The sequence below is a fragment of the Ensifer sp. Root954 genome, from assembly GCF_001429005.1.
GTDB classification, from domain to species: domain Bacteria; phylum Pseudomonadota; class Alphaproteobacteria; order Rhizobiales; family Rhizobiaceae; genus Ensifer; species Ensifer adhaerens.
On the sequence record NZ_LMJM01000052.1, the window covers coordinates 320,989 to 338,752 of the forward strand.

Sequence of the window (17,764 nt, forward strand, 5' to 3'; positions counted from 1 at the left end):
CTTCAATGCGCGGCGTGACGCCGCGCCCCATCGCCTGTTAGGCGGCAGCGCGGCCGTTGACGGCGCCGCTCTGCTCGATCGCAGCCTTCAGCGGCTTCACGAGGTCGAGCTTCTCCCAGGAGAAGGAACCGTCGCGGCCAGCCTTGCGGCCGAAGTGGCCATAGGCCGACGTCTTGGCATAGATCGGCTTGTTGAGGTCGAGATGACGGCGGATGCCGGTCGGCGACAGGTCCATCGTCTTGCGGATCGCATCCTCGACCTGGTCTTCCGAAACCTTGCCGGTGCCGTGCAGGTCGACATAGATCGACAGCGGCTGGGCGACGCCGATGGCGTAGGACAGCTGGATCGTGCAACGGTCGGACAGGCCGGCGGCAACGACGTTCTTTGCCAGGTAACGGGCAGCATAGGCGGCCGAACGGTCGACCTTGGTCGTGTCCTTGCCCGAGAAGGCGCCGCCGCCGTGCGGTGCGGCACCGCCATAGGTGTCGACGATGATCTTGCGGCCGGTGAGGCCAGCATCGCCATCCGGGCCGCCGATGACGAACTTGCCGGTCGGGTTGATGTACCAGGTGCAGTCGTCGGCGATCTTCAGATCGTCGAGGGCTTCGCGGATATAGGGCTCGACAACCGAGCGAACCTTGACCGAATCCCAGGTGTCATCCAGGTGCTGCGTCGACAGAACGATCGAGGTGACTTCCGCCGGCTTGCCGTCGACGTAGCGTACGGTGACCTGGCTCTTGGCGTCAGGGCCGAGCTTGGCGACTTCGCCCTCGCCCTTCTTGCGGGCAGCGGCGAGCAGGTTGAGGATGCGGTGCGAATAGTAGATCGGCGCCGGCATCAGCTCGGCGGTCTCGCGGCAGGCGTAGCCGAACATGATGCCCTGGTCGCCGGCACCTTCTTCGCCCTGCTTGTCGGCAGCGCTGTCGACGCCCTGAGCGATGTGAGCGGACTGGAAGTGCAGGAGCACGTCGATCTTCGCGGTCTTCCAGTGGAAGCCGTCCTGCTCATAGCCGATCTCGCGGATCGCCTTGCGGGCGGCGGACTTGAACTTCGAGGGGTTGATGACGTCGTTGCCGTCCTTGTCCTTCTTGAGAAGGCTCGGCGGCAGGCGCACTTCGCCGGCAATCACGACACGGTTGGTGGTCGCCAGCGTCTCGCAGGCGATACGCACGCCCCAGGGATCGACACCGGTCTTGGCCGCTTCGCGGTAGACCAGGTCCACGATCTCGTCGGAGATACGGTCACACACCTTGTCCGGATGACCTTCGGCTACGGATTCACTCGTGAACAGGTAGTTTGCACGCATGCGGGAAGTCCCCTCAATGAAGAAAAGCGCTGGCACGGTGTTAGTGGTTTTGCGACCGAAAAACAAGCACACAACGACATAAATATATCTTTATATCGCCATTGCGGCCAATCACTTTGGTGCACCGGAGGGAAAGGTGCGCAAGAAAAAAGCGGCACAAATGGCCGCTTTGTTTTTCAAGTCCCGACGGGGAACGTTGGAACTATTCGCTTTCTGCTTCCGCAGCGAGTGCCTTGACGAGATCGACGAGCCGACGGCGAACCTTCGGGTCGGTGATCTTGACGAAAGCGCGGTTGAGCTGCAGCCCCTCGGAGGACGACAGGAAATCGACGACGTAGTTCGAGCTGGAAGCTTCTGCCATGCCGGACTGACCGGCAGCGTTATCGCCCGGGGCATCTTCGAAGAAGAAGGAAACCGGAACGTTCAGGATGCCTGAAATGTTCTGCAACCGGCTGGCGCCGACGCGGTTCGTGCCCTTCTCGTACTTCTGGATCTGCTGGAAAGTGATCCCCAGACTTTCGCCGAGCTTCTCTTGGCTCATGCCAAGCATCGTACGGCGAAGACGAATCCGACTTCCGACATGAATGTCGATCGGGTTCGGCTTCTTCTTGTTTTCGATCATATCTGCGTTCCCAAACACGCTGTTTCGTTTATCCATCGCCCAGCATGAGACCTACGCTCACCGAAGCGACCGCCAGGGTGATAAGGACAGAGCCAGCACAACAAGGACGATGGTGCGGACCACTATGCAATTTTAGGGGTTTTAGGTCAATTCTTCCTAATATTAAAACCAACACGCGAAAACACTGCAACCAGAAGGAGGAAGATCGCACCCAGCCAGAAAACGCGGCTTCGCATAGCGTCGTCCAACGGGGTAGGCATCCTTCCCGGCAGAAGTGTGTCGACCACTCCCCTATAATTGTAGGATAATCCTACCATTAAAACCCCACGTGCATCAACAATTGCTGATATACCGCTGTTTGCCGCTCGGACAAGGGGGGTGCCGGTTTCAACGGCCCTTAATTGTGCCTGATGGAAATGCTGGCGCGGGCCTGGCGTATCTCCGAACCAGGCGTCGTTGGTAACATTGAGAAGCACATCGGCCCGGCGCGCGGCCCCATCGATCTCGTCCGGGAAGATCGCCTCGTAGCAAACGAGCGGATACAGCGTGCGGCCGCTGGGTAGCGTCAGCAGCGAACGGTTCTTGGCCGCTGTGAAGCCACCGGGCATCGACGCGGCGACCGAACTCAGGCCCCAGGAAGACAACAGATCCTCGAAGGGAAGATATTCGCCGAAAGGCACCAGATGCACCTTGTCGGCAGCGCCGATGATCTGGCCCCGACCGTCGATCATGTAGATCGAGTTGTAGTAGCGGGGCGGCAGACCGGCGCCGGCATCCTCTACGCGCACCGCGCCGGCAATCAGGATCTGGTCGTCATCAAGCACCTCGGCGATACGCGCCAGTGCGTCCGGATTGTCGGTGAGGATGAAAGGGATCGACGTCTCGGGCCAGACGACGATATCCGGCCGCTTGCCGTCTTTCTCCGGAGCCACGGCGGTCAAAGCCAGATGCTCCTCGAACACCGCGGCACGCTCGCCGTCATCGAGCTTCTTTGCCTGGTCGATCACCGGCTGGACGAGGCGCACGGTCAGCGGCGGCTCGGGCGAGGCCGGCGCCGGCTGCGCCAGGCGGTAGAAGCCGAAGCCCACATGGCCGGCAAAAAGCACGACGGCGATCGTGAGCCCGATCCGGCTCCCGCGGCCCGTCGCGATCAGGGCGGGAGCGGCAAAGACGAAGACGGCGAGCATGTTGACGGTCGCGAGATTGATGACGCTTGCCGACTGCATCATCAGCGGCATCGGCATGGCCGCATAGCCGATCGCATTCCAGGGAAAGCCGGTAAAGAGGAAGCTGCGCAGCCATTCGGCAAGGCCGAAGCCCAGGGCGAGTGCCGCGATGCGCCCGACGCCGTCGGACCAGAAAAGGCGGGCGATCAGCGTCGCCAGCGCATAGAACAGCGCGAGAAAGGCCGGCAGGCCGACGACGGCGAGCGGCAGCGCCCAGGCGAACTCATCGGCCTCGACGAGCAGCGCATTGCCGAGCCACCAGAGACCACCGAGGAAGTAGCCGAAGCCGAACCACCAGCCGACAACCGCAGCCGGCCAGAGCCGGCGGATGAAGCCACCGTCCGGACTTCCGGTCGCACCGTCGAGCAGCCAGACGAGAATCGGGAAAGCGACGAAAGCAAAGGCGAAGATGCCGAAGGGCGGCTGGGCCAGAACCGCGAGCAGCCCCGCGAAGAAAGCAAGCAAAGCCCGGGGGAACCCGGAAAGTAGCATCACCCTGCCAGCCAATCTTGCCATACAGCCTCCAGTCGATCCCGCAGCCTGCCACGGCGAAGGAGCGAAACAACACCCGAATCAATCGGGGCCAGTCTTCCAAAAAACCGGCTGCTTGTCCCCTTTCGGGGCTGGATTAGGGGGCGAGACGACGGTTCCGGCCCTTGGTCGGTGTTTACGACACAGCCTCGGGAGACGTCAAAGGTGGGGGGAGGACTTCCCGCGCGCGCAGAAACGCGCGGGAACCGGACAATTATTGTTCGTCGGCCGCTGCCTCGGGGGCGGCTGCACCGTTGGCGCGATTGAGCGCACCGGTCTCCGCAATCGTCTCGCCTTCCGGTCGCAGGACGCGGCGGCGGGCGGGCGGGCGCTTGCGCATGATGCGGACGCGCTTCACGCGGCGCGGGTCGGCGTCGAGGATCTGGAACTCGAAGCCCGGGATCGCCTGGACGACCTCGCCGCGCACGGGAATGCGGCCCAGTGAAGCGAAGATCAGGCCGCCGAGGGTGTCGACGTCTTCGAGCTGTTCGCGCACGTCGAAGTCGGGACCGATCGCTGCGGCGATCTCTTCCAGCTCGACACGAGCGTCGGCGATAAAGACATCGTCCGAAGTGCGCGCGAACATGACTTCGTCATCGTCGTGCTCATCCTCGATGTCGCCGACGACCATCTCGACGATGTCTTCGAGCGAGACGAGGCCATCGGTTCCGCCATATTCGTCGATGACAAGCGCCATCTGGATACGGGCCGCCTGCATGCGCTGCATCAAGTCGGAGGCCAGCATAGAGGGCGGCACGAAGAGAAGCTGGCGGACGATGCCTGCCTCTTCCAACGACTTGCCGAGATCGACACGCGAAAGGTCGAAACTTGCCTTGGGCGAGCGCGGCGTCTTTTCGGACGCAGCCGTCGTCGACGCCTGGGCCTTGCCGTTACGCCGGCGATTGCGGGCCTGTTTGGTGACGTAGGACAGCAGGTCGCGAATGTGGACCATGCCGCGAGGGTCATCGAGCCCGTCGCTATAGACCGGCATGCGCGAGCGGCCGGATTCCTCGAAGATCACCATCAGCTCGCCGATGGTGATGCTCTGATCGACCGCCTCGATGTCGGCGCGCGGGACCATGACGTCCTCGACCCGGACCTCGCGGAAACGCAGGATGTTGTTGAGCATCGCCCGTTCGCCGGGCGAAAAGACCGTGTTGCTGTCGGCATCGGTCTGCAGCGCGTCAGCAAGATCCTCGCGCAGGCTCGATGGACTTGCGCCGCGCAAAAGGCGCGCGGCCCGGCTCCAGAAGGTGGAAGTGGATTTCGTGCCCTCGTGTCGAGTGGCGGTGCTACTACTGCCCGCCTCCGCCTCTCCGGAGGCATCTGCCTCCTCGGTCGCCAGCGCGACAGGCTGTGTTTTATAATCGCTCATCGGTCCAAACTGTTAATCCGGGGTACGATCCCCGTAGGGGTCAGATAAGCCAAGACGCGCCAAAATGCGAGTCTCCAGGCTTTCCATTCTTTCGGCTTCATCATCTTCCATATGATCATAGCCGAAAAGATGCAGGAATCCATGCACGAGAAGATGCGTCAGATGCTGATCGAAGGACTTCTCGAGCTCCACCGCCTCGCGCTCGAGGGTTTCGCGGGCAACGATGATGTCGCCGAGCATCGGTCCGGGCATCGATCCGGGCGTCACGGGAAAGGCCGGGAAGGACAGAACGTTGGTCGGCTTGTCCTGGTTGCGCCACTCGGCGTTGATCGCGCGCATGGAGGCATCGTCGGTGAAGACGAGCGAAAGCTCCGGCGGCATCTTCGGCAACGGCTGCTTTTCTTCGCTTGCGAGAAAGGCTGCCGCCGCTTCGAGCACGGGCGACGAGAAGGCGAGCAACGCCTCTTCGTCCGGCCAGTTGCCCTCTTCCACGCTGATCTGGATATCCAAAGCCGTCATGATCGCAGCGACCGCCTGTTAGCGGTCGCCCTGCTCGCTTTCGTCGTGCACGGCCGTATGGGATTCGTAGGCCTTGACGATGCGCGCCACCATCGGATGGCGAACGACATCGACATCCTTGAAGCGGACGACCGAAACGCCCTCGACCCCTCTCAGGATCTGCAGGGCCTCGACCAGGCCCGATTTAACGCCGCGCGGCAGGTCCACCTGGCTCGGATCGCCGGTGACGATCATCCGGCCGTTTTCGCCAAGACGGGTCAGGAACATCTTCATCTGCATCGATGTGGTGTTCTGTGCCTCGTCGAGGATGACGGCAGCATTGGCGAGCGTACGGCCGCGCATGAAGGCGAGCGGCGCGATTTCGATGACCCCGGCGGTGATCGCGCGTTCGACCTTGTCGCCCGGCATCATGTCATAGAGCGCGTCGTAGAGCGGCCGAAGATAGGGATCGACCTTCTCCTTCATGTCGCCCGGCAGGAAGCCCAGGCGCTCGCCCGCCTCGACGGCAGGGCGAGAGAGCACGATACGGTCGACGGCGCCGCGCTCAAGCAGCTGTGCGGCGTGGGCGACGGCAAGATAGGTCTTGCCGGTACCCGCGGGGCCTACGCCGAAGACGAGCTCGGACCGCTCGAGCGCTCGGATATAGGCATCCTGCGTTGGCGTGCGCGCGGCGATCGTCTTCTTGCGCGTCGAAATCTGCGCCATTGTCAATTTGGCTTTACGCTCCATGGTCGGCAATTGTAGCTGATCGTCGGCGGCAACCGCCATACGGATCGCACCCTCGACATCAGACGTATCGATCGACGCGCCCCCCTGCAACCGCCCATAGAGATAATCGAGAGCACGGCGGGCCTGGTTGGTAGCGACGACGTCACCGGAGATCGCGACGGAATTGCCGCGCGGCCGAGCGTCGATGCGCAGGCGCTCTTCGAGAAGCTTCAAGTTCTGATCGAACTGGCCGAAGAGCTCGCTGGCGAACCGATTGTTCTCGAAGGTCAGCACGAAGTGATTGGCGTCTGTCGCAGTTGTTTTCGACTGGCGCGTGGATGAAGAGATCAATTCGTGTCCGTTCAAGCGGTTCAGGCTCCTTGTTTTCGGTCCTTACCCGATCATCTCTGCAAACAGGCTGTTCGGCCCGGCCTTGATGATTCGCACCTTGATAATGTCACCGATTTGCGATGCTTTTGCATCAACATTCACCGGCTGCAGCCACGGCGAACGCCCGACGAGCTGGCCGGGCATGCGCCCTTCCTTCTCCAAAAGCAGGTCGATTTCGCGGCCGACGCAGGACTCGGCAAAGGCGCGCTGCTGGGAAAACAGCAAAGCCTGCAGTTTTTCCAAGCGCTTGGCTTTCACGTCCTCGGGAACCTGGTCGCCGAGCTCGGCGCCCGGCGTGCCGGGACGGGTCGAATATTTGAATGAAAATGCCTGTGCATAACCCACGGCCTCGACGAGGCGCATGGTGTCCTCGAAGTCTTCATCGGTCTCGCCGGGGAAGCCGACGATGAAATCGCCCGACAATGCGAGGTCCGGCTGGACGGCGCGGATGCGCGCGATCAGCGCCAGATATTCCGCCGCCGTATGCCTGCGGTTCATCGCCTTCAGGATACGGTCGGAGCCGGACTGCACCGGCAAGTGCAGGTAGGGCATCAGCTTTACCATCGAGCGATGCGCCTCGATCAGGCTGTCGTCCATGTCGCGCGGGTGGCTGGTGGTGTAACGCAGCCGGGCAAGACCCCCGATCTCGCCAAGACGCGAAAGCAGGTCGCCAAGGCCCCATTCGCGGCCATCGGGCCCGACGCCGTGCCAGCCGTTGACGTTCTGACCGAGCAGGGTGATCTCGCGCACGCCGCCCTCGACCAGCTTTTCCGCCTCCGAGACGATCTGGGCGACGGGGCGGGAAACCTCGGAGCCGCGCGTGTAGGGCACGACACAGAAGGTGCAGAACTTGTCGCAGCCTTCCTGAACCGTCAGGAACGCGGTAACGCCGCGCATGCGGGTCTTTGCCTTGTCGGGTGCCGGCAGGTGTTCGAACTTGTCTTCGACGGCATACTCCGTCTGCACGACACGCTCGCCGCTGCGGGCGCGCTTCAGCGCCTCGGGCAGCCGGTGATAGGTGGTCGGGCCGATCACCAGGTCGACGGCCGGTGCGCGCCGCAGGATCTCGTTGCCTTCGGCCTGCGCGACGCAGCCGGCAACGCCGATCACCATCTCGCGGCCTTCCTTGGCCCTTTCCTTCTTCAGATCGCGCAGGCGGCCGAGTTCGGAATACACCTTCTCTGCCGCCTTCTCGCGAATGTGACAGGTGTTGAGCAGGACGAAGTCTGCGTCTTCCAGCACATCGGTCGAGACGTAGCCGTCGCGCGACAGGGCGTCCGTCATGCGGTCGGAATCGTAGACGTTCATCTGGCAGCCGTAGGTCTTGACGAAGACCTTGCGGGCCGGGGCGCGCTCGTCGCCCGTGGCGGGCGTCGTCGACAGAAGGGCGGTTTCCTGGGTCATGCCGGGTTCTTTAGTGCAAAGCGGTCGGAAGTTGAAGTATTTTCGGCGCAGCGGTCCTTGCCCGGGGCGTTTCAAGCCCGCCCGCGCAGACGATCCGACAGCATGCTGCGGATGCGCTGCTCGACCGTGCGGCTCACCTCCTTGCGATTGGTATGGCGGTCGTAATCGATGGCCTCACCAAAATCGACGTCGACCTCGATCGCGCCCTCACGCAGGATGCCGAGCAAATGCGGCACCAGTTCGGTGTCGCCCGGCCAGGCGGCGATCGGCCGGTTGAAGCGGCCCATCGGCATGCCGTGGATACCGGTATAGGAGATCGCGACCGGCTGCACATGCACGAGACCGGTCGGCGAATGCGGCACGGCGGAAGCGGCAGCCCCGAAAAGCGAGGTCTTGATCTCCAGCAGGCGGTTGCCGTCGGAGGTCGTTCCCTCGGGAAAGAGCACGACGATTTCGCCGGCCGCCATGCGCTCGCCGATTTCGCTCACCTGCTTGCCGGTCGAGCGCTTCTGCTCGCGCTCGACGAAGATCGACGCCTGCAGCCGGGCAAGCACGCCGAAGACCGGCCAGCCCTTCACCTCGGACTTGGCGACGAAGACGACGTCGGCAACCGAGGAGAGCACCAGAATGTCCTTCCAGGAGGCGTGGTTGGCGCAGATCAAAAGCGGCCGGCGGCGATCCGCCATGCCGTGGACGCGCACCTTTATGCCGAGAAGATAACAGGCGAGCCGGTGCCAATATCGCGGCAGACGGCGCCGGGGTTTCAGATCAAGCCAGAGGCAGACGACCTGAATCGGCATCAGCACGAGCGAAACCAGCGCCAGAAGCGCTGCGAAGATCGCGATCCGTAGCCAATTGACCATCCGGGAAGAGTTTTCCTGCGCGAGACCTTGAGAATCGCGATGATCTGGAGCCGAACCGCGGCGCGATCATCGTGACCTGTTCCGATAGGGTAATGCGGGATGCGGGCGGAAGACCGCCTTGGCCTTCCTCATCCTGCCCCTGTCCGTGTCGGGACTAGCGAAGATCGAGCCGCATGACAAGCGCGGCGGTCCGCTGGCCGGCCTTGTCCTGGTAATAGGCGCGGCGTTCGCCGACCTTGTTGAAGCCGAGCTTACGGTAAAGCCCGATTGCCGGCTGGTTGGTCTCGTCGACTTCGAGGAACAGGGCCTCGGAGCCCTTGACCAGCGCTTCACGCATTGCCGCCTGCATCAACCGCCAGCCGAGACCGGAGCGCGCATAACGCGGCTCGACACCGATCGTCAGGATTTCCGCCTCACCGGCAACCGCACGCGACAGGACAAACCCACCGAATGCCGGGCGAAAGCTGCCATTGGTCTGCCGGGCGACAAAGCCGAACACCGTCTCTTGGACCAGAAGCGCATGGATTTCGCCATCGCTCCACGGGGCCGCGAAACGCTGACGGTGCAGCGCCGCCGCGGCAATCAGGTCCGCTTCCTCCAAGGGGAAGATGTCGAACTCGGTGCGGCGGGTGAAGTAATCGGTGAAGCTCATCTCGGTCTATGCTCGGGCAATCGCGAAGCCCGCCTGCGGCTTGGCGTCGGGGCCCCGGAGATATAACGGACGCGGCTTGGCCGAGGCTGGATCGGCAGCGGCACCAAGTTTGGCGACGGCGGCGACATCGATGAGTTCTGAAGGCTTGAGCGGTAGATCGGCAGCGACGAAATGCGCGCCGGAGCCGCCGATGACGCCGTCGAAACCGGCAAATCGTTCGCGCGCACTTTCGACGGAGAGTGCTTCGGGCTCACCCGTGGCGCTACCGGTCGCATCGAAAGCCTGGAGATAGACCTCGTCCCGCTTGGCGTCGATGGCGACAAGGACGGGCTTTCCGGCGGCCGTCCGGCGCAGCCCCTCGGCGACGACCGCAAGTGTCGAGACGCCGACGGCGGGTTTGCCGAGCGCAAGCGCCAGGCCGCGAGCGGCCGCTACGCCGACGCGAATGCCGGTGAAGGATCCCGGGCCGACAGTGACGGCGATGCGGTCGATAGCGTCAAGCGACCGGCCGGACGCAGCCAATGCCTCGTCGACGAACTCCATCAGCCGCTCGGCGTGTCCCTTGCCGAGATCGGCCCCGGAACGCCCGAGCACGGCTTCCGTTTCGCTGTCATAGACGGCAACGGAGCAACCGGAACCGGACGTGTCGAGCGCAAGTACAATCATTTCAACGCAGGATCTTTCAGACGCCACAAGCCGCAAAGCCGATCGGGCTTTGCGGCAAAATCGATACGCGAAACCGGCGCGCCGGACAGGCGCGCGCTATATCAGACGGCCTCGACGGCCTCCACCTCGGGAACGAAGTGGCGCAGCAGGTTCTGCACGCCATGCTTCAGCGTCGCGGTGGACGACGGGCAACCGGAGCAGGCGCCCTTCATGTTGAGGAACACAGTCCCATCCTTGAAGCCGCGGAAGGTGATGTCACCGCCATCCTGGGCGACGGCCGGACGTACGCGGGTTTCCAACAGTTCCTTGATCGTGGCGACGATCGTTTCGTCACCCTCGTCGAAGAACTCGTCTTCCTCGTCGGACTGCTCGGCGCGGCCGCTGCCAGCCATGATCGCCTGGCCCGACATGAAGTGCTCCATGATCGAACCGAGGATCGCCGGCTTCAGGTGCTGCCATTCCTGGCCTTCCTTGCTGACGGTAATGAAATCGTAGCCGAAATAGACGCCGGTGACGCCGGGGATCGAAAACAGCCGTGCCGCGAGCGGCGAGCCGGCGCGTGCTTCTTCCTCGTCGCGGAACTCGGCCGTGCCGTTTTCCAGGACGACCTTGCCCGGCAAAAACTTCAGCGTCGCCGGATTCGGCGTGGCTTCGGTCTGAATGAACATGTCTGTCTCCGTTTCGCCGGAGCGGCATCCGCCCAGCTTTTTAGAATAATTCAAAAGAATATAGGAGCATGGCCGTCTGGTCGCAAGAGCACATAGCGACGCAGGTCAGCTGAGCGCGTCGATCTCCTCATCCGTCAGGGCATCCGGGATGACCGTGACGGGGATCGGAAAGGCCGCGGCCTTGCCGGCAATGGACGACACCAGCGGACCTGGGCCTTCTTTCGCCGAGCCGGCCGCGAGAACCAGAATGGCGATGTCGCGATCTTCTTCGATCGCCGCGTGGATCTGCTCCGTGGCCGTGCCCTCGCGGATGACGACCTCGGGCTCGATGCCGATCCGCTCGCGGACCGATTGGGACACCTTGGCGAGCGTCGCCTCGGCCTCCTCGCGTGCTTCCGCACGCATGATTTCCTCGACCCCCAGCCATTGCTGGAAGTCGCCGTCGGCGATCACATAGAGCAGGACGAGGCCACCATTGGAATTCTTGGCGCGCATGCCCGCATAGTGCACGGCGCGCCCGCATTCCGGGGTATCGTCTATCACCGCCATGAATTTGCGGCGGTGTCCTTCAAGTCGAGAGAGTCGGGTCGAGACCATAGGGTGAACAATACATCCCGCGCGAGCCGCCGCAAGGTCTGATTTTTGCGTTTCGGACGAGGGCACGGAAAAGTGCCCGAGGCTTTCCGGTCGAGGTTCACTTCGGCTAGCGAAGGCCGACCATGAAAATGAAACTGGGTCCGGGAGTTCCCCGGACCCAATCAATTTACTGCAGGAAGCCGATGATTTCGCGCACTTCGCGCATCGTCTTCTCCGCCCGCGCCCGCGCCCGCTCGCCGCCATCCCTAAGGATCGCGTCGATATGGGCGGTGTCGCCCATCAGGCGGCGCATCTCGGCCGTGATCGGCGAGAGAACCTCGACCGCAAGGTCGACCAGCGCCGGCTTGAAGACCGAGAACTGCTGCCCACCGAATTCGGCGAGCACCTGCTCCTTGGTCTTGTCCGACAGCGCCGCGTAGATACCGACGAGGTTGTCCGCCTCGGGACGACCCTTCAGACCGTCCACTTCGCTCGGAAGCGCGTCCGGATCGGTCTTGGCCTTGCGGATCTTCTTCGAGATCGTCTCTGCGTCGTCCATCAGGTTGACGCGCGAGAGATCGGAGGGATCCGACTTCGACATCTTCTTGGTGCCGTCACGCAGCGACATGACGCGCGGCGTAGCGCCACCGATCAGCGGCTCGACCGGCGGGAAGTAGGCATGGATCGGCTCTTCGCCGACAACCATGTCGACACCGTAACCAGCGCTGCGAATATGCTCCATGAAGTCGATGTTGAACTTCTGGGCGATATCACGCGTCAGCTCCAGGTGCTGCTTCTGGTCGTCGCCGACGGGAACATGGGTGGCGCGATAGACGAGAATGTCAGCCGCCATCAGACTCGGATAGGCCAGCAGGCCGAGCGACGCATTCTCGCGGTCCTTGCCGGCCTTGTCCTTGAACTGCGTCATGCGGTTCATCCAACCGATGCGGGCGACGCAGTTGAAGATCCAGGCGAGTTCCGCGTGCTGCGGGACGGCCGACTGGTTGAAGACAATATGCTTGTTCGGATCGATGCCCGAAGCGATGAAGGCGGCGGCGATCGAGCGGATCTGCCCCTTCAGGTCCTCATGCACGAGCTGCGCGGTGATCGAGTGCAGGTCGACGACGCAATAGATGCAATCGTTGTTTTCCTGCAGCGCCACGAACTTGCGGATCGCGCCGAGATAATTGCCGAGATGGAGATTGCCCGTCGGCTGAACGCCGGAGAATACGAGCGGCTTGAATTCGTTCATGTCGTCCTCAATAGGCTGGTGGAGGGCCCCAGGGCCGGCTGGCCCATGTTGCTAACGGCATGGCTTATGCACGGGTGGCGGGAGGCAATCAAGAGGTCGAGAACTGTAGGTTCACGCCGCCGGTTGCAAGAGATCCCAATGGTTGCCGAACGGGTCGCTGAACACGGCTACGGTGCCATAGGGCTCATGGCGCGGCGCCTCCAGGAAGACGACGCCTGCGGCCAGCATCGCCGCATGGTCTCGGGCAAAATCGTCGGTGAACAGGAAGAACCCGACCCGCCCGCCGGTCTGGTTGCCGACCGCCGCCTGCTGGCGCTCGCCGTCAGCCTTGGCAAGCAGCAGCGCCGTTTCGACGGCCCCCTTGGGACGGACGACGACCCAGCGCTTGGTGGCGTCGAGAACGGTGTCCTCCACGAGATCAAAACCGAGCTTGCCGCAATAGAAGGCGATGCCGGCGTCATAATCCGGCACGACCAGGGCAATGCGTGCGATCGTCTGGCGCATCAGTCACCCGCCTCCGGCGTTGCTGCAGGCTCCGCAGGCGCTTTCGCGCCCCGCTTGATGTTGCGGCGGATCATGCCGAGGCTCGCGCCGCCGAGGCCGAAGGCGAGCCCGAAGTAGATCACCATGGCGACTGCGACCAGGCCCGTCAGCGTCGTTGCCCGCGTCAGCAGGGACGCGGCAGAGGACAGTTCGAAAGCGAACCAGCCGACAGCGTAATACAGCGCCGCCGCCATACCCGCCGCCGCGAGGACGAGACGCGGGATACGGGTCAGAAGCGGGATGTCCCTGCCCCAATGGCCGCGCCAGACAAGCGTTGCGAAAAGCAGCACGGCATTCACCCAGCCGGCAACGATCTCGGCGGTGGCGATGCCGCTCGCGCCAAGCCGTGGAAACAGGGTGAGCGCCAGGGACACGTTCACGACGACGGAAATCGCGGCGAAGATCATCGGCGTGCGCGTGTCCTCGCGCGCGAAAAAGCCGGGAATGAAGGCCTTGATCAGCACGAAAGCCGGCAGGCCGAGGCCGTAAATTGCCAGGATATGACCGACGATGATGGTCGATTCCGGCGAGAACTTGCCGCGCTCGAACAGCAACCGGACGATCGGCTCGGACATGACCAGCAAAGCGGCGGCGGCCGGCAGCGTCAGGAACAGCGTGAACTCGACCGAGCGGTTCTGCAGGTTCGAGGCTTCGTTGACATTGCCCGAACGCAGCGCCCGGGCGAGTTCCGGCAGAAGCACGGTTGCGACCGCGATGCCGACGACGCCGAGCGGAAGCTGATAGATGCGGTCGGCATAGACGAGCGACGACACCGCACCTTCCCGGGCAGACGCAATGTTGGTGTTGATCAGCAGGTTGATCTGGGTGATGCCGCCGGTGATCGCCGCCGGCAGCGCCAGTACGAGCAGGCGCTTCACGTTGGCGGTCATCCTCGGGCGACGAAGGCCGATCTTGATGCCGGCATCGCGCACGGCGATCCAGACGATTGCGAGTTGGACGAGGCCGGCGGCCATGACGCCCCAGGAAAGGCCGTAGCCGACCGCGATCGGATCCTGACCCGCATACCACGCATAGCCGAGCACGCCGATGAGGATGAAATTGAGGAAGACCGGCGCGATGGCCGCCGCGAAATAGCGGTGCAGCGAATTCAGCATGCCCGCCATCATCGCCGCCAGCGACATACAGGCGAGATAGGGGAACATGATCGCCGCAAAGACGATGGTGCTTCCGAGTTTTTCCGGGTCGTCGGCAAAGCCGGGCGCGATCAGGTTGCTGACGATGAAGGGCATCGTCAGTTCCATCGCGATCGTCAGGAACAGGAGCACGGTGAAGAGGACGCCAAAGACCTCCTCGGAGAAACGCCGCGCGCCATCCATGCCGTTCGCCTCGATTTCCCGGGCAAAGAGCGGCACGAAAGCGGAATTGAAGGCGCCCTCGGCAAACAACCGGCGGAAGGTGTTGGGCAGACGGAAGGCGGTGTTGAAGGCGTCGGCAACCGGGCCGGTGCCAAGCGCTGCCGCCATGAAGGTTTCGCGGATGAAGCCGAACAGGCGGCTTCCGAGTGTCGCGCCGCCGACGGTTGCAAATTTCTTGACCAGACTCATGTTTCGGCTTTTGTCGTTCTTTGAGCGGAGGAAACGCCCGGGGGCGGCGCGATGATGCCCGAGGGCATGCGGTCGCGCGCCTCGTCCCCCTCCCCGGCCATGACGGCCTTGAGGCGGGCGGCAATGTTCATCTGACGGTTTTCACTCGTCACCTTCTGGCCGACGAGATCGGTGACGTAGAAGGTGTCGATCACCTTTTCACCGAAGGTGGTGATGTGGGCCGAGGCGATGTCGAGTGAAAGATCGGACAGCACCGCGGTGATCTCGGACAAGAGGCCCGGACGGTCGAGGCCTTCGACTTCGATCACGGTGAACTTGTTCGACAGCGTGTTGCTGATCGTCACTTCCGGCGTCACCGTGAAAGCCTTGGTGCGCTTCTTCACCTTGGTGCGGCTGGCAATGACTTCCGGCAGCCGCTTGCGGCCCGAAAGCACGTCCTCGATCAGCTTGCCGATGCTCGCTGCCCGGCGCATCTCGTCCTCGTCGACGGCGAACTCGCGGTTGACGAGGATGGTATCGAGCGCACGGCCGTCCGAGGTCGTGAAGATCTGCGCGTCGACGATGTTTGCGCCGGCGGCCGCACAGGCACCGGCAATCACCGTCAAAAGCCGCGGATGGTCGGGCGAAAGCACGGTGATTTCGGTGATCGCGTGGAACTGGTGGGTGCGCACCATCGTCGCCAGCGCCTTGCCGGCGGCATCCGCCTCGCGGATGAAGCGCGCATGCCGGATCTGGTCCTCCAGCGCCACCGTCAGGAGATAGGGCTGGTAGTGCAGGCGCACATAATCCTCGCGCTCCTTCTCGGACCAATCGGTCAGCGCCTCGCCGAGCATGACGGCGGCATGGGCCGCACGCTCCTTGCGCGACAACTCGGAGAATCCGCCCGACAGCAACAGCTCGGTCTCGTAGTAGAGCGTGCGCAGCAGCTGCCCTTTCCAGCCGTTCCACACACCCGGGCCGACGGCGCGGATGTCGCAGACGGTCAGGACGAGCAGCATTTTCAACCGGTCGAGTGACTGTACCCGCTCGGCGAAGTCGACGATCGTCTTGCGGTCGTTGAGGTCGCGCGTCTGGGCGACCATCGACATCAGCAGATGCTCCTCGATCAACCAGGCGACGAGTTCCGTCTGCTTCGGCGACAGCCCGAAGCGCGGGCAGAGCTTGCGTGCCACCTTGGCGCCGGCGGTCGAGTGATCCTCCGGCCGGCCCTTGGCGATGTCGTGCAGCAGCACGGCGACATAGAGCGCCTCGCGCTCCTCGATCCCCGGCATCAGCTTGGCGACGAGCGGATGGGCCTCCTCCTCGATGCCGCCTTCGATGCGCGACAGCACGTCGACGGTGCGCAGCAGATGCTCGTCGACCGTATAGTGATGATACATGTTGAACTGCATCATCGAGACGATCTTGCCGAAATCCGGAATGAAGCGGCCGAGCACGCCGGCTTCGTTCATGCGCCGCAGGATCAACTCCGGCTTGCGGCGGGACGTGAGGATCGACAGGAAGAGGCGGTTCGCCTCCTCGTTTTCGCGCAGCGCCGGCTTGATCAGGCTCAGCGACCGCGTGACTTGGCGCAGTGCCGCCGGATGGAATTCCAGCCCGTTGATATCGGCGATGTGGAAGAAGCGCAGCAGATTGACCGGATCGCGCTTGAAGACGTCGGGGCTTGCAAGCGCGATGCGACCGCCGTCGTCGACGAAATCGAGCGTGCCGGCAATCTTGCGGCTGCGATGGGTGAAGCGGCCGATCAAGCCGGATATGCCGGGCGCGTCCTTGGCCTGCTGGTCTTCGAGTGCTGCGCAGAAGATGCGGGTGAGATCGCCGACGTCCTTTGCCACCAGGAAGAAGTGCTTCATGAAGCGTTCGACGGCCGAAAGGCCCGGATGGTCGTGATAGCCGAGTGCCTCGGCGATCTCGCGCTGGATATCGAAAGAGAGCCGTTCCTCGGATTTTCCGGTGAGGAAATGCATGTGGCAGCGCACCGCCCAGAGGAAGTCCTCGGCCTTCTGGAAGAGCTGATATTCCTGCCGCGAAAGCACGCCGAGCTTGACGAGGTCGGCGGTGTCCTTCAGCCGGTAGAAGTACTTGGCGATCCAGAACAGCGTGTGCAGGTCGCGAAGCCCGCCCTTGCCTTCCTTGACGTTGGGCTCGACGAGGTAGCGCGTGTCGCCAGCCTTGCGGTGGCGCTCGTCGCGTTCGGCAAGCTTGGCGGCGATGAAATCCGGGCCGGTGTTGCGCACGATCTCATGATCGAAGCGCGTTTCAAGCTCGGCGCACAATGTCTCGGAGCCACAGATATAGCGCATCTCGAGGATGGCCGTGCGGATCGTCATGTCGGCGCGCGATAGCCGGATGCACTCGTCGATGGTGCGGGTGGCGTGGCCGACCTTGAAGCCCAGATCCCAGAGGATATAGAGCATGAACTCGATCGCCGGCTCGGCCCAGACGGCCTTCTTGACCGGCAGCAGGAACAGAAGATCGATGTCTGAACCCGGCGCCAGCGTGCCGCGGCCATAGCCGCCGACCGCCGTCACGGCGATCCGGGACGCGGGCGGCGCATTGGCGGCGTCGAAGATCTCGTTCAGCACGAAATCATGCAGCACTGTGATCAGTTGATCCTGCAGCCAGGAAATACGTTCGGCGCAGAGAATGCCGGCACCATCGGCGTTGAACAGCTCGCGGGCCTTCGCCCGGCCGGCGACATTTGCCTGCTTGAAAGCCGCCAGCAATGCCTGACGCATCGGGTCGCGCTGTTCGGCGTGGGCCGAGGCGATGAAGTCGCATTTTGCCCGGAGCGCTGCGACGTCGAGGATTTCGGGAAAGAAGGTTTCGTGTCTGCCCATGAAGTGCCGAGGGGCGTCCTGTCCGACTGGTTGCGTGGTCGTTCGCTGTCAAGCGCTC

At 63.2% G+C, this 17,764-nt stretch carries 16 protein-coding genes; all 16 read right to left on the minus strand.

Annotation, left to right across the window (positions count from 1 at the left end; all coding sequences use genetic code 11):
- Positions 1-37 precede the first annotated feature (37 nt).
- A complete protein-coding gene (metK, locus tag ASE71_RS32070; protein ID WP_034797391.1) occupies positions 38-1,306 on the minus strand; it encodes a methionine adenosyltransferase in 1,269 nt (422 codons plus the stop codon).
- A gap of 202 nt (positions 1,307-1,508) precedes the next feature.
- Positions 1,509-1,928, minus strand: a complete 420-nt coding sequence (locus ASE71_RS32075; RefSeq protein ID WP_034797393.1) for a helix-turn-helix domain-containing protein — start codon at positions 1,926-1,928, stop codon at positions 1,509-1,511.
- A gap of 146 nt (positions 1,929-2,074) precedes the next feature.
- The gene (gene lnt, locus ASE71_RS32080) at positions 2,075-3,670 is read right to left on the minus strand and encodes an apolipoprotein N-acyltransferase (RefSeq protein ID WP_060519783.1); all 1,596 of its coding nucleotides are present in this window, start codon (positions 3,668-3,670) and stop codon (positions 2,075-2,077) included.
- Between the two features lie 229 nt (positions 3,671-3,899).
- Positions 3,900-5,060, minus strand: a complete 1,161-nt coding sequence (locus ASE71_RS32085) for a hemolysin family protein (protein ID WP_034797397.1) — start codon at positions 5,058-5,060, stop codon at positions 3,900-3,902.
- Positions 5,061-5,072: 12 nt separating this feature from the next.
- Positions 5,073-5,579 carry an rRNA maturation RNase YbeY gene (gene ybeY, locus ASE71_RS32090; protein ID WP_060519781.1) on the minus strand — a complete coding sequence of 169 codons (507 nt, stop codon included), beginning with the start codon at positions 5,577-5,579 and terminating at the stop codon, positions 5,073-5,075.
- An 18-nt stretch (positions 5,580-5,597) separates the two neighbouring features.
- Complete coding sequence (locus ASE71_RS32095) at positions 5,598-6,653, minus strand: PhoH family protein (protein WP_034797402.1); 1,056 nt, start codon at positions 6,651-6,653, stop codon at positions 5,598-5,600.
- Between the two features lie 27 nt (positions 6,654-6,680).
- Positions 6,681-8,081, minus strand: a complete 1,401-nt coding sequence (miaB, locus tag ASE71_RS32100) for a tRNA (N6-isopentenyl adenosine(37)-C2)-methylthiotransferase MiaB (RefSeq protein ID WP_060519779.1) — start codon at positions 8,079-8,081, stop codon at positions 6,681-6,683.
- A 71-nt stretch (positions 8,082-8,152) separates the two neighbouring features.
- A complete protein-coding gene (locus tag ASE71_RS32105; protein WP_060519777.1) occupies positions 8,153-8,944 on the minus strand; it encodes a lysophospholipid acyltransferase family protein in 792 nt (263 codons plus the stop codon).
- Positions 8,945-9,098: 154 nt separating this feature from the next.
- A complete protein-coding gene (locus tag ASE71_RS32110) occupies positions 9,099-9,596 on the minus strand; it encodes a GNAT family N-acetyltransferase (protein WP_060519776.1) in 498 nt (165 codons plus the stop codon).
- Positions 9,597-9,602: 6 nt separating this feature from the next.
- A complete protein-coding gene (gene tsaB / locus ASE71_RS32115) occupies positions 9,603-10,262 on the minus strand; it encodes a tRNA (adenosine(37)-N6)-threonylcarbamoyltransferase complex dimerization subunit type 1 TsaB (protein WP_060519773.1) in 660 nt (219 codons plus the stop codon).
- A 101-nt stretch (positions 10,263-10,363) separates the two neighbouring features.
- Positions 10,364-10,930 carry a NifU family protein gene (locus tag ASE71_RS32120; protein ID WP_034797411.1) on the minus strand — a complete coding sequence of 189 codons (567 nt, stop codon included), beginning with the start codon at positions 10,928-10,930 and terminating at the stop codon, positions 10,364-10,366.
- 105 nt (positions 10,931-11,035) lie between these two features.
- Positions 11,036-11,527: a universal stress protein gene (locus ASE71_RS32125; RefSeq protein ID WP_034797413.1), complete on the minus strand. Its 492-nt coding sequence runs from the start codon at positions 11,525-11,527 to the stop codon at positions 11,036-11,038.
- Between the two features lie 166 nt (positions 11,528-11,693).
- Complete coding sequence (gene trpS / locus ASE71_RS32130; protein ID WP_034797415.1) at positions 11,694-12,758, minus strand: tryptophan--tRNA ligase; 1,065 nt, start codon at positions 12,756-12,758, stop codon at positions 11,694-11,696.
- Between the two features lie 111 nt (positions 12,759-12,869).
- A complete protein-coding gene (locus tag ASE71_RS32135) occupies positions 12,870-13,262 on the minus strand; it encodes a VOC family protein (protein ID WP_060519771.1) in 393 nt (130 codons plus the stop codon).
- Positions 13,262-14,866: a murein biosynthesis integral membrane protein MurJ gene (murJ, locus tag ASE71_RS32140; RefSeq protein WP_060519769.1), complete on the minus strand. Its 1,605-nt coding sequence runs from the start codon at positions 14,864-14,866 to the stop codon at positions 13,262-13,264. Before murJ ends, ASE71_RS32135 begins: the two co-directional genes overlap by 1 nt.
- Entirely contained in the window at positions 14,863-17,706 is a 2,844-nt protein-coding gene (locus tag ASE71_RS32145; RefSeq protein WP_060519768.1) for a [protein-PII] uridylyltransferase, read from the minus strand. The genes murJ and ASE71_RS32145 overlap by 4 nt, the downstream gene beginning before the upstream one ends.
- Between the last annotated feature and the right edge of the window lie 58 nt (positions 17,707-17,764).

Bases quoted from the DNA above. Each gene is read 5' to 3' on its own strand.
- metK (WP_034797391.1), bottom strand. From the start codon at position 1,306: ATGCGTGCAAACTACCTGTTCACGAGTGAATCCGTAGCCGAAGGTCAT.
- ASE71_RS32075 (WP_034797393.1), bottom strand. From the start codon at position 1,928: ATGATCGAAAACAAGAAGAAGCCGAACCCGATCGACATTCATGTCGGA.
- lnt (WP_060519783.1), bottom strand. From the start codon at position 3,670: ATGGCAAGATTGGCTGGCAGGGTGATGCTACTTTCCGGGTTCCCCCGG.
- ASE71_RS32085 (WP_034797397.1), bottom strand. From the start codon at position 5,060: ATGAGCGATTATAAAACACAGCCTGTCGCGCTGGCGACCGAGGAGGCA.
- ybeY (WP_060519781.1), bottom strand. From the start codon at position 5,579: ATGACGGCTTTGGATATCCAGATCAGCGTGGAAGAGGGCAACTGGCCG.
- miaB (WP_060519779.1), bottom strand. From the start codon at position 8,081: ATGACCCAGGAAACCGCCCTTCTGTCGACGACGCCCGCCACGGGCGAC.
- ASE71_RS32105 (WP_060519777.1), bottom strand. From the start codon at position 8,944: ATGGTCAATTGGCTACGGATCGCGATCTTCGCAGCGCTTCTGGCGCTG.
- ASE71_RS32110 (WP_060519776.1), bottom strand. From the start codon at position 9,596: ATGAGCTTCACCGATTACTTCACCCGCCGCACCGAGTTCGACATCTTC.
- tsaB (WP_060519773.1), bottom strand. From the start codon at position 10,262: ATGATTGTACTTGCGCTCGACACGTCCGGTTCCGGTTGCTCCGTTGCC.
- ASE71_RS32120 (WP_034797411.1), bottom strand. From the start codon at position 10,930: ATGTTCATTCAGACCGAAGCCACGCCGAATCCGGCGACGCTGAAGTTT.
- ASE71_RS32125 (WP_034797413.1), bottom strand. From the start codon at position 11,527: ATGGTCTCGACCCGACTCTCTCGACTTGAAGGACACCGCCGCAAATTC.
- trpS (WP_034797415.1), bottom strand. From the start codon at position 12,758: ATGAACGAATTCAAGCCGCTCGTATTCTCCGGCGTTCAGCCGACGGGC.
- ASE71_RS32135 (WP_060519771.1), bottom strand. From the start codon at position 13,262: ATGCGCCAGACGATCGCACGCATTGCCCTGGTCGTGCCGGATTATGAC.
- murJ (WP_060519769.1), bottom strand. From the start codon at position 14,866: ATGAGTCTGGTCAAGAAATTTGCAACCGTCGGCGGCGCGACACTCGGA.
- ASE71_RS32145 (WP_060519768.1), bottom strand. From the start codon at position 17,706: ATGGGCAGACACGAAACCTTCTTTCCCGAAATCCTCGACGTCGCAGCG.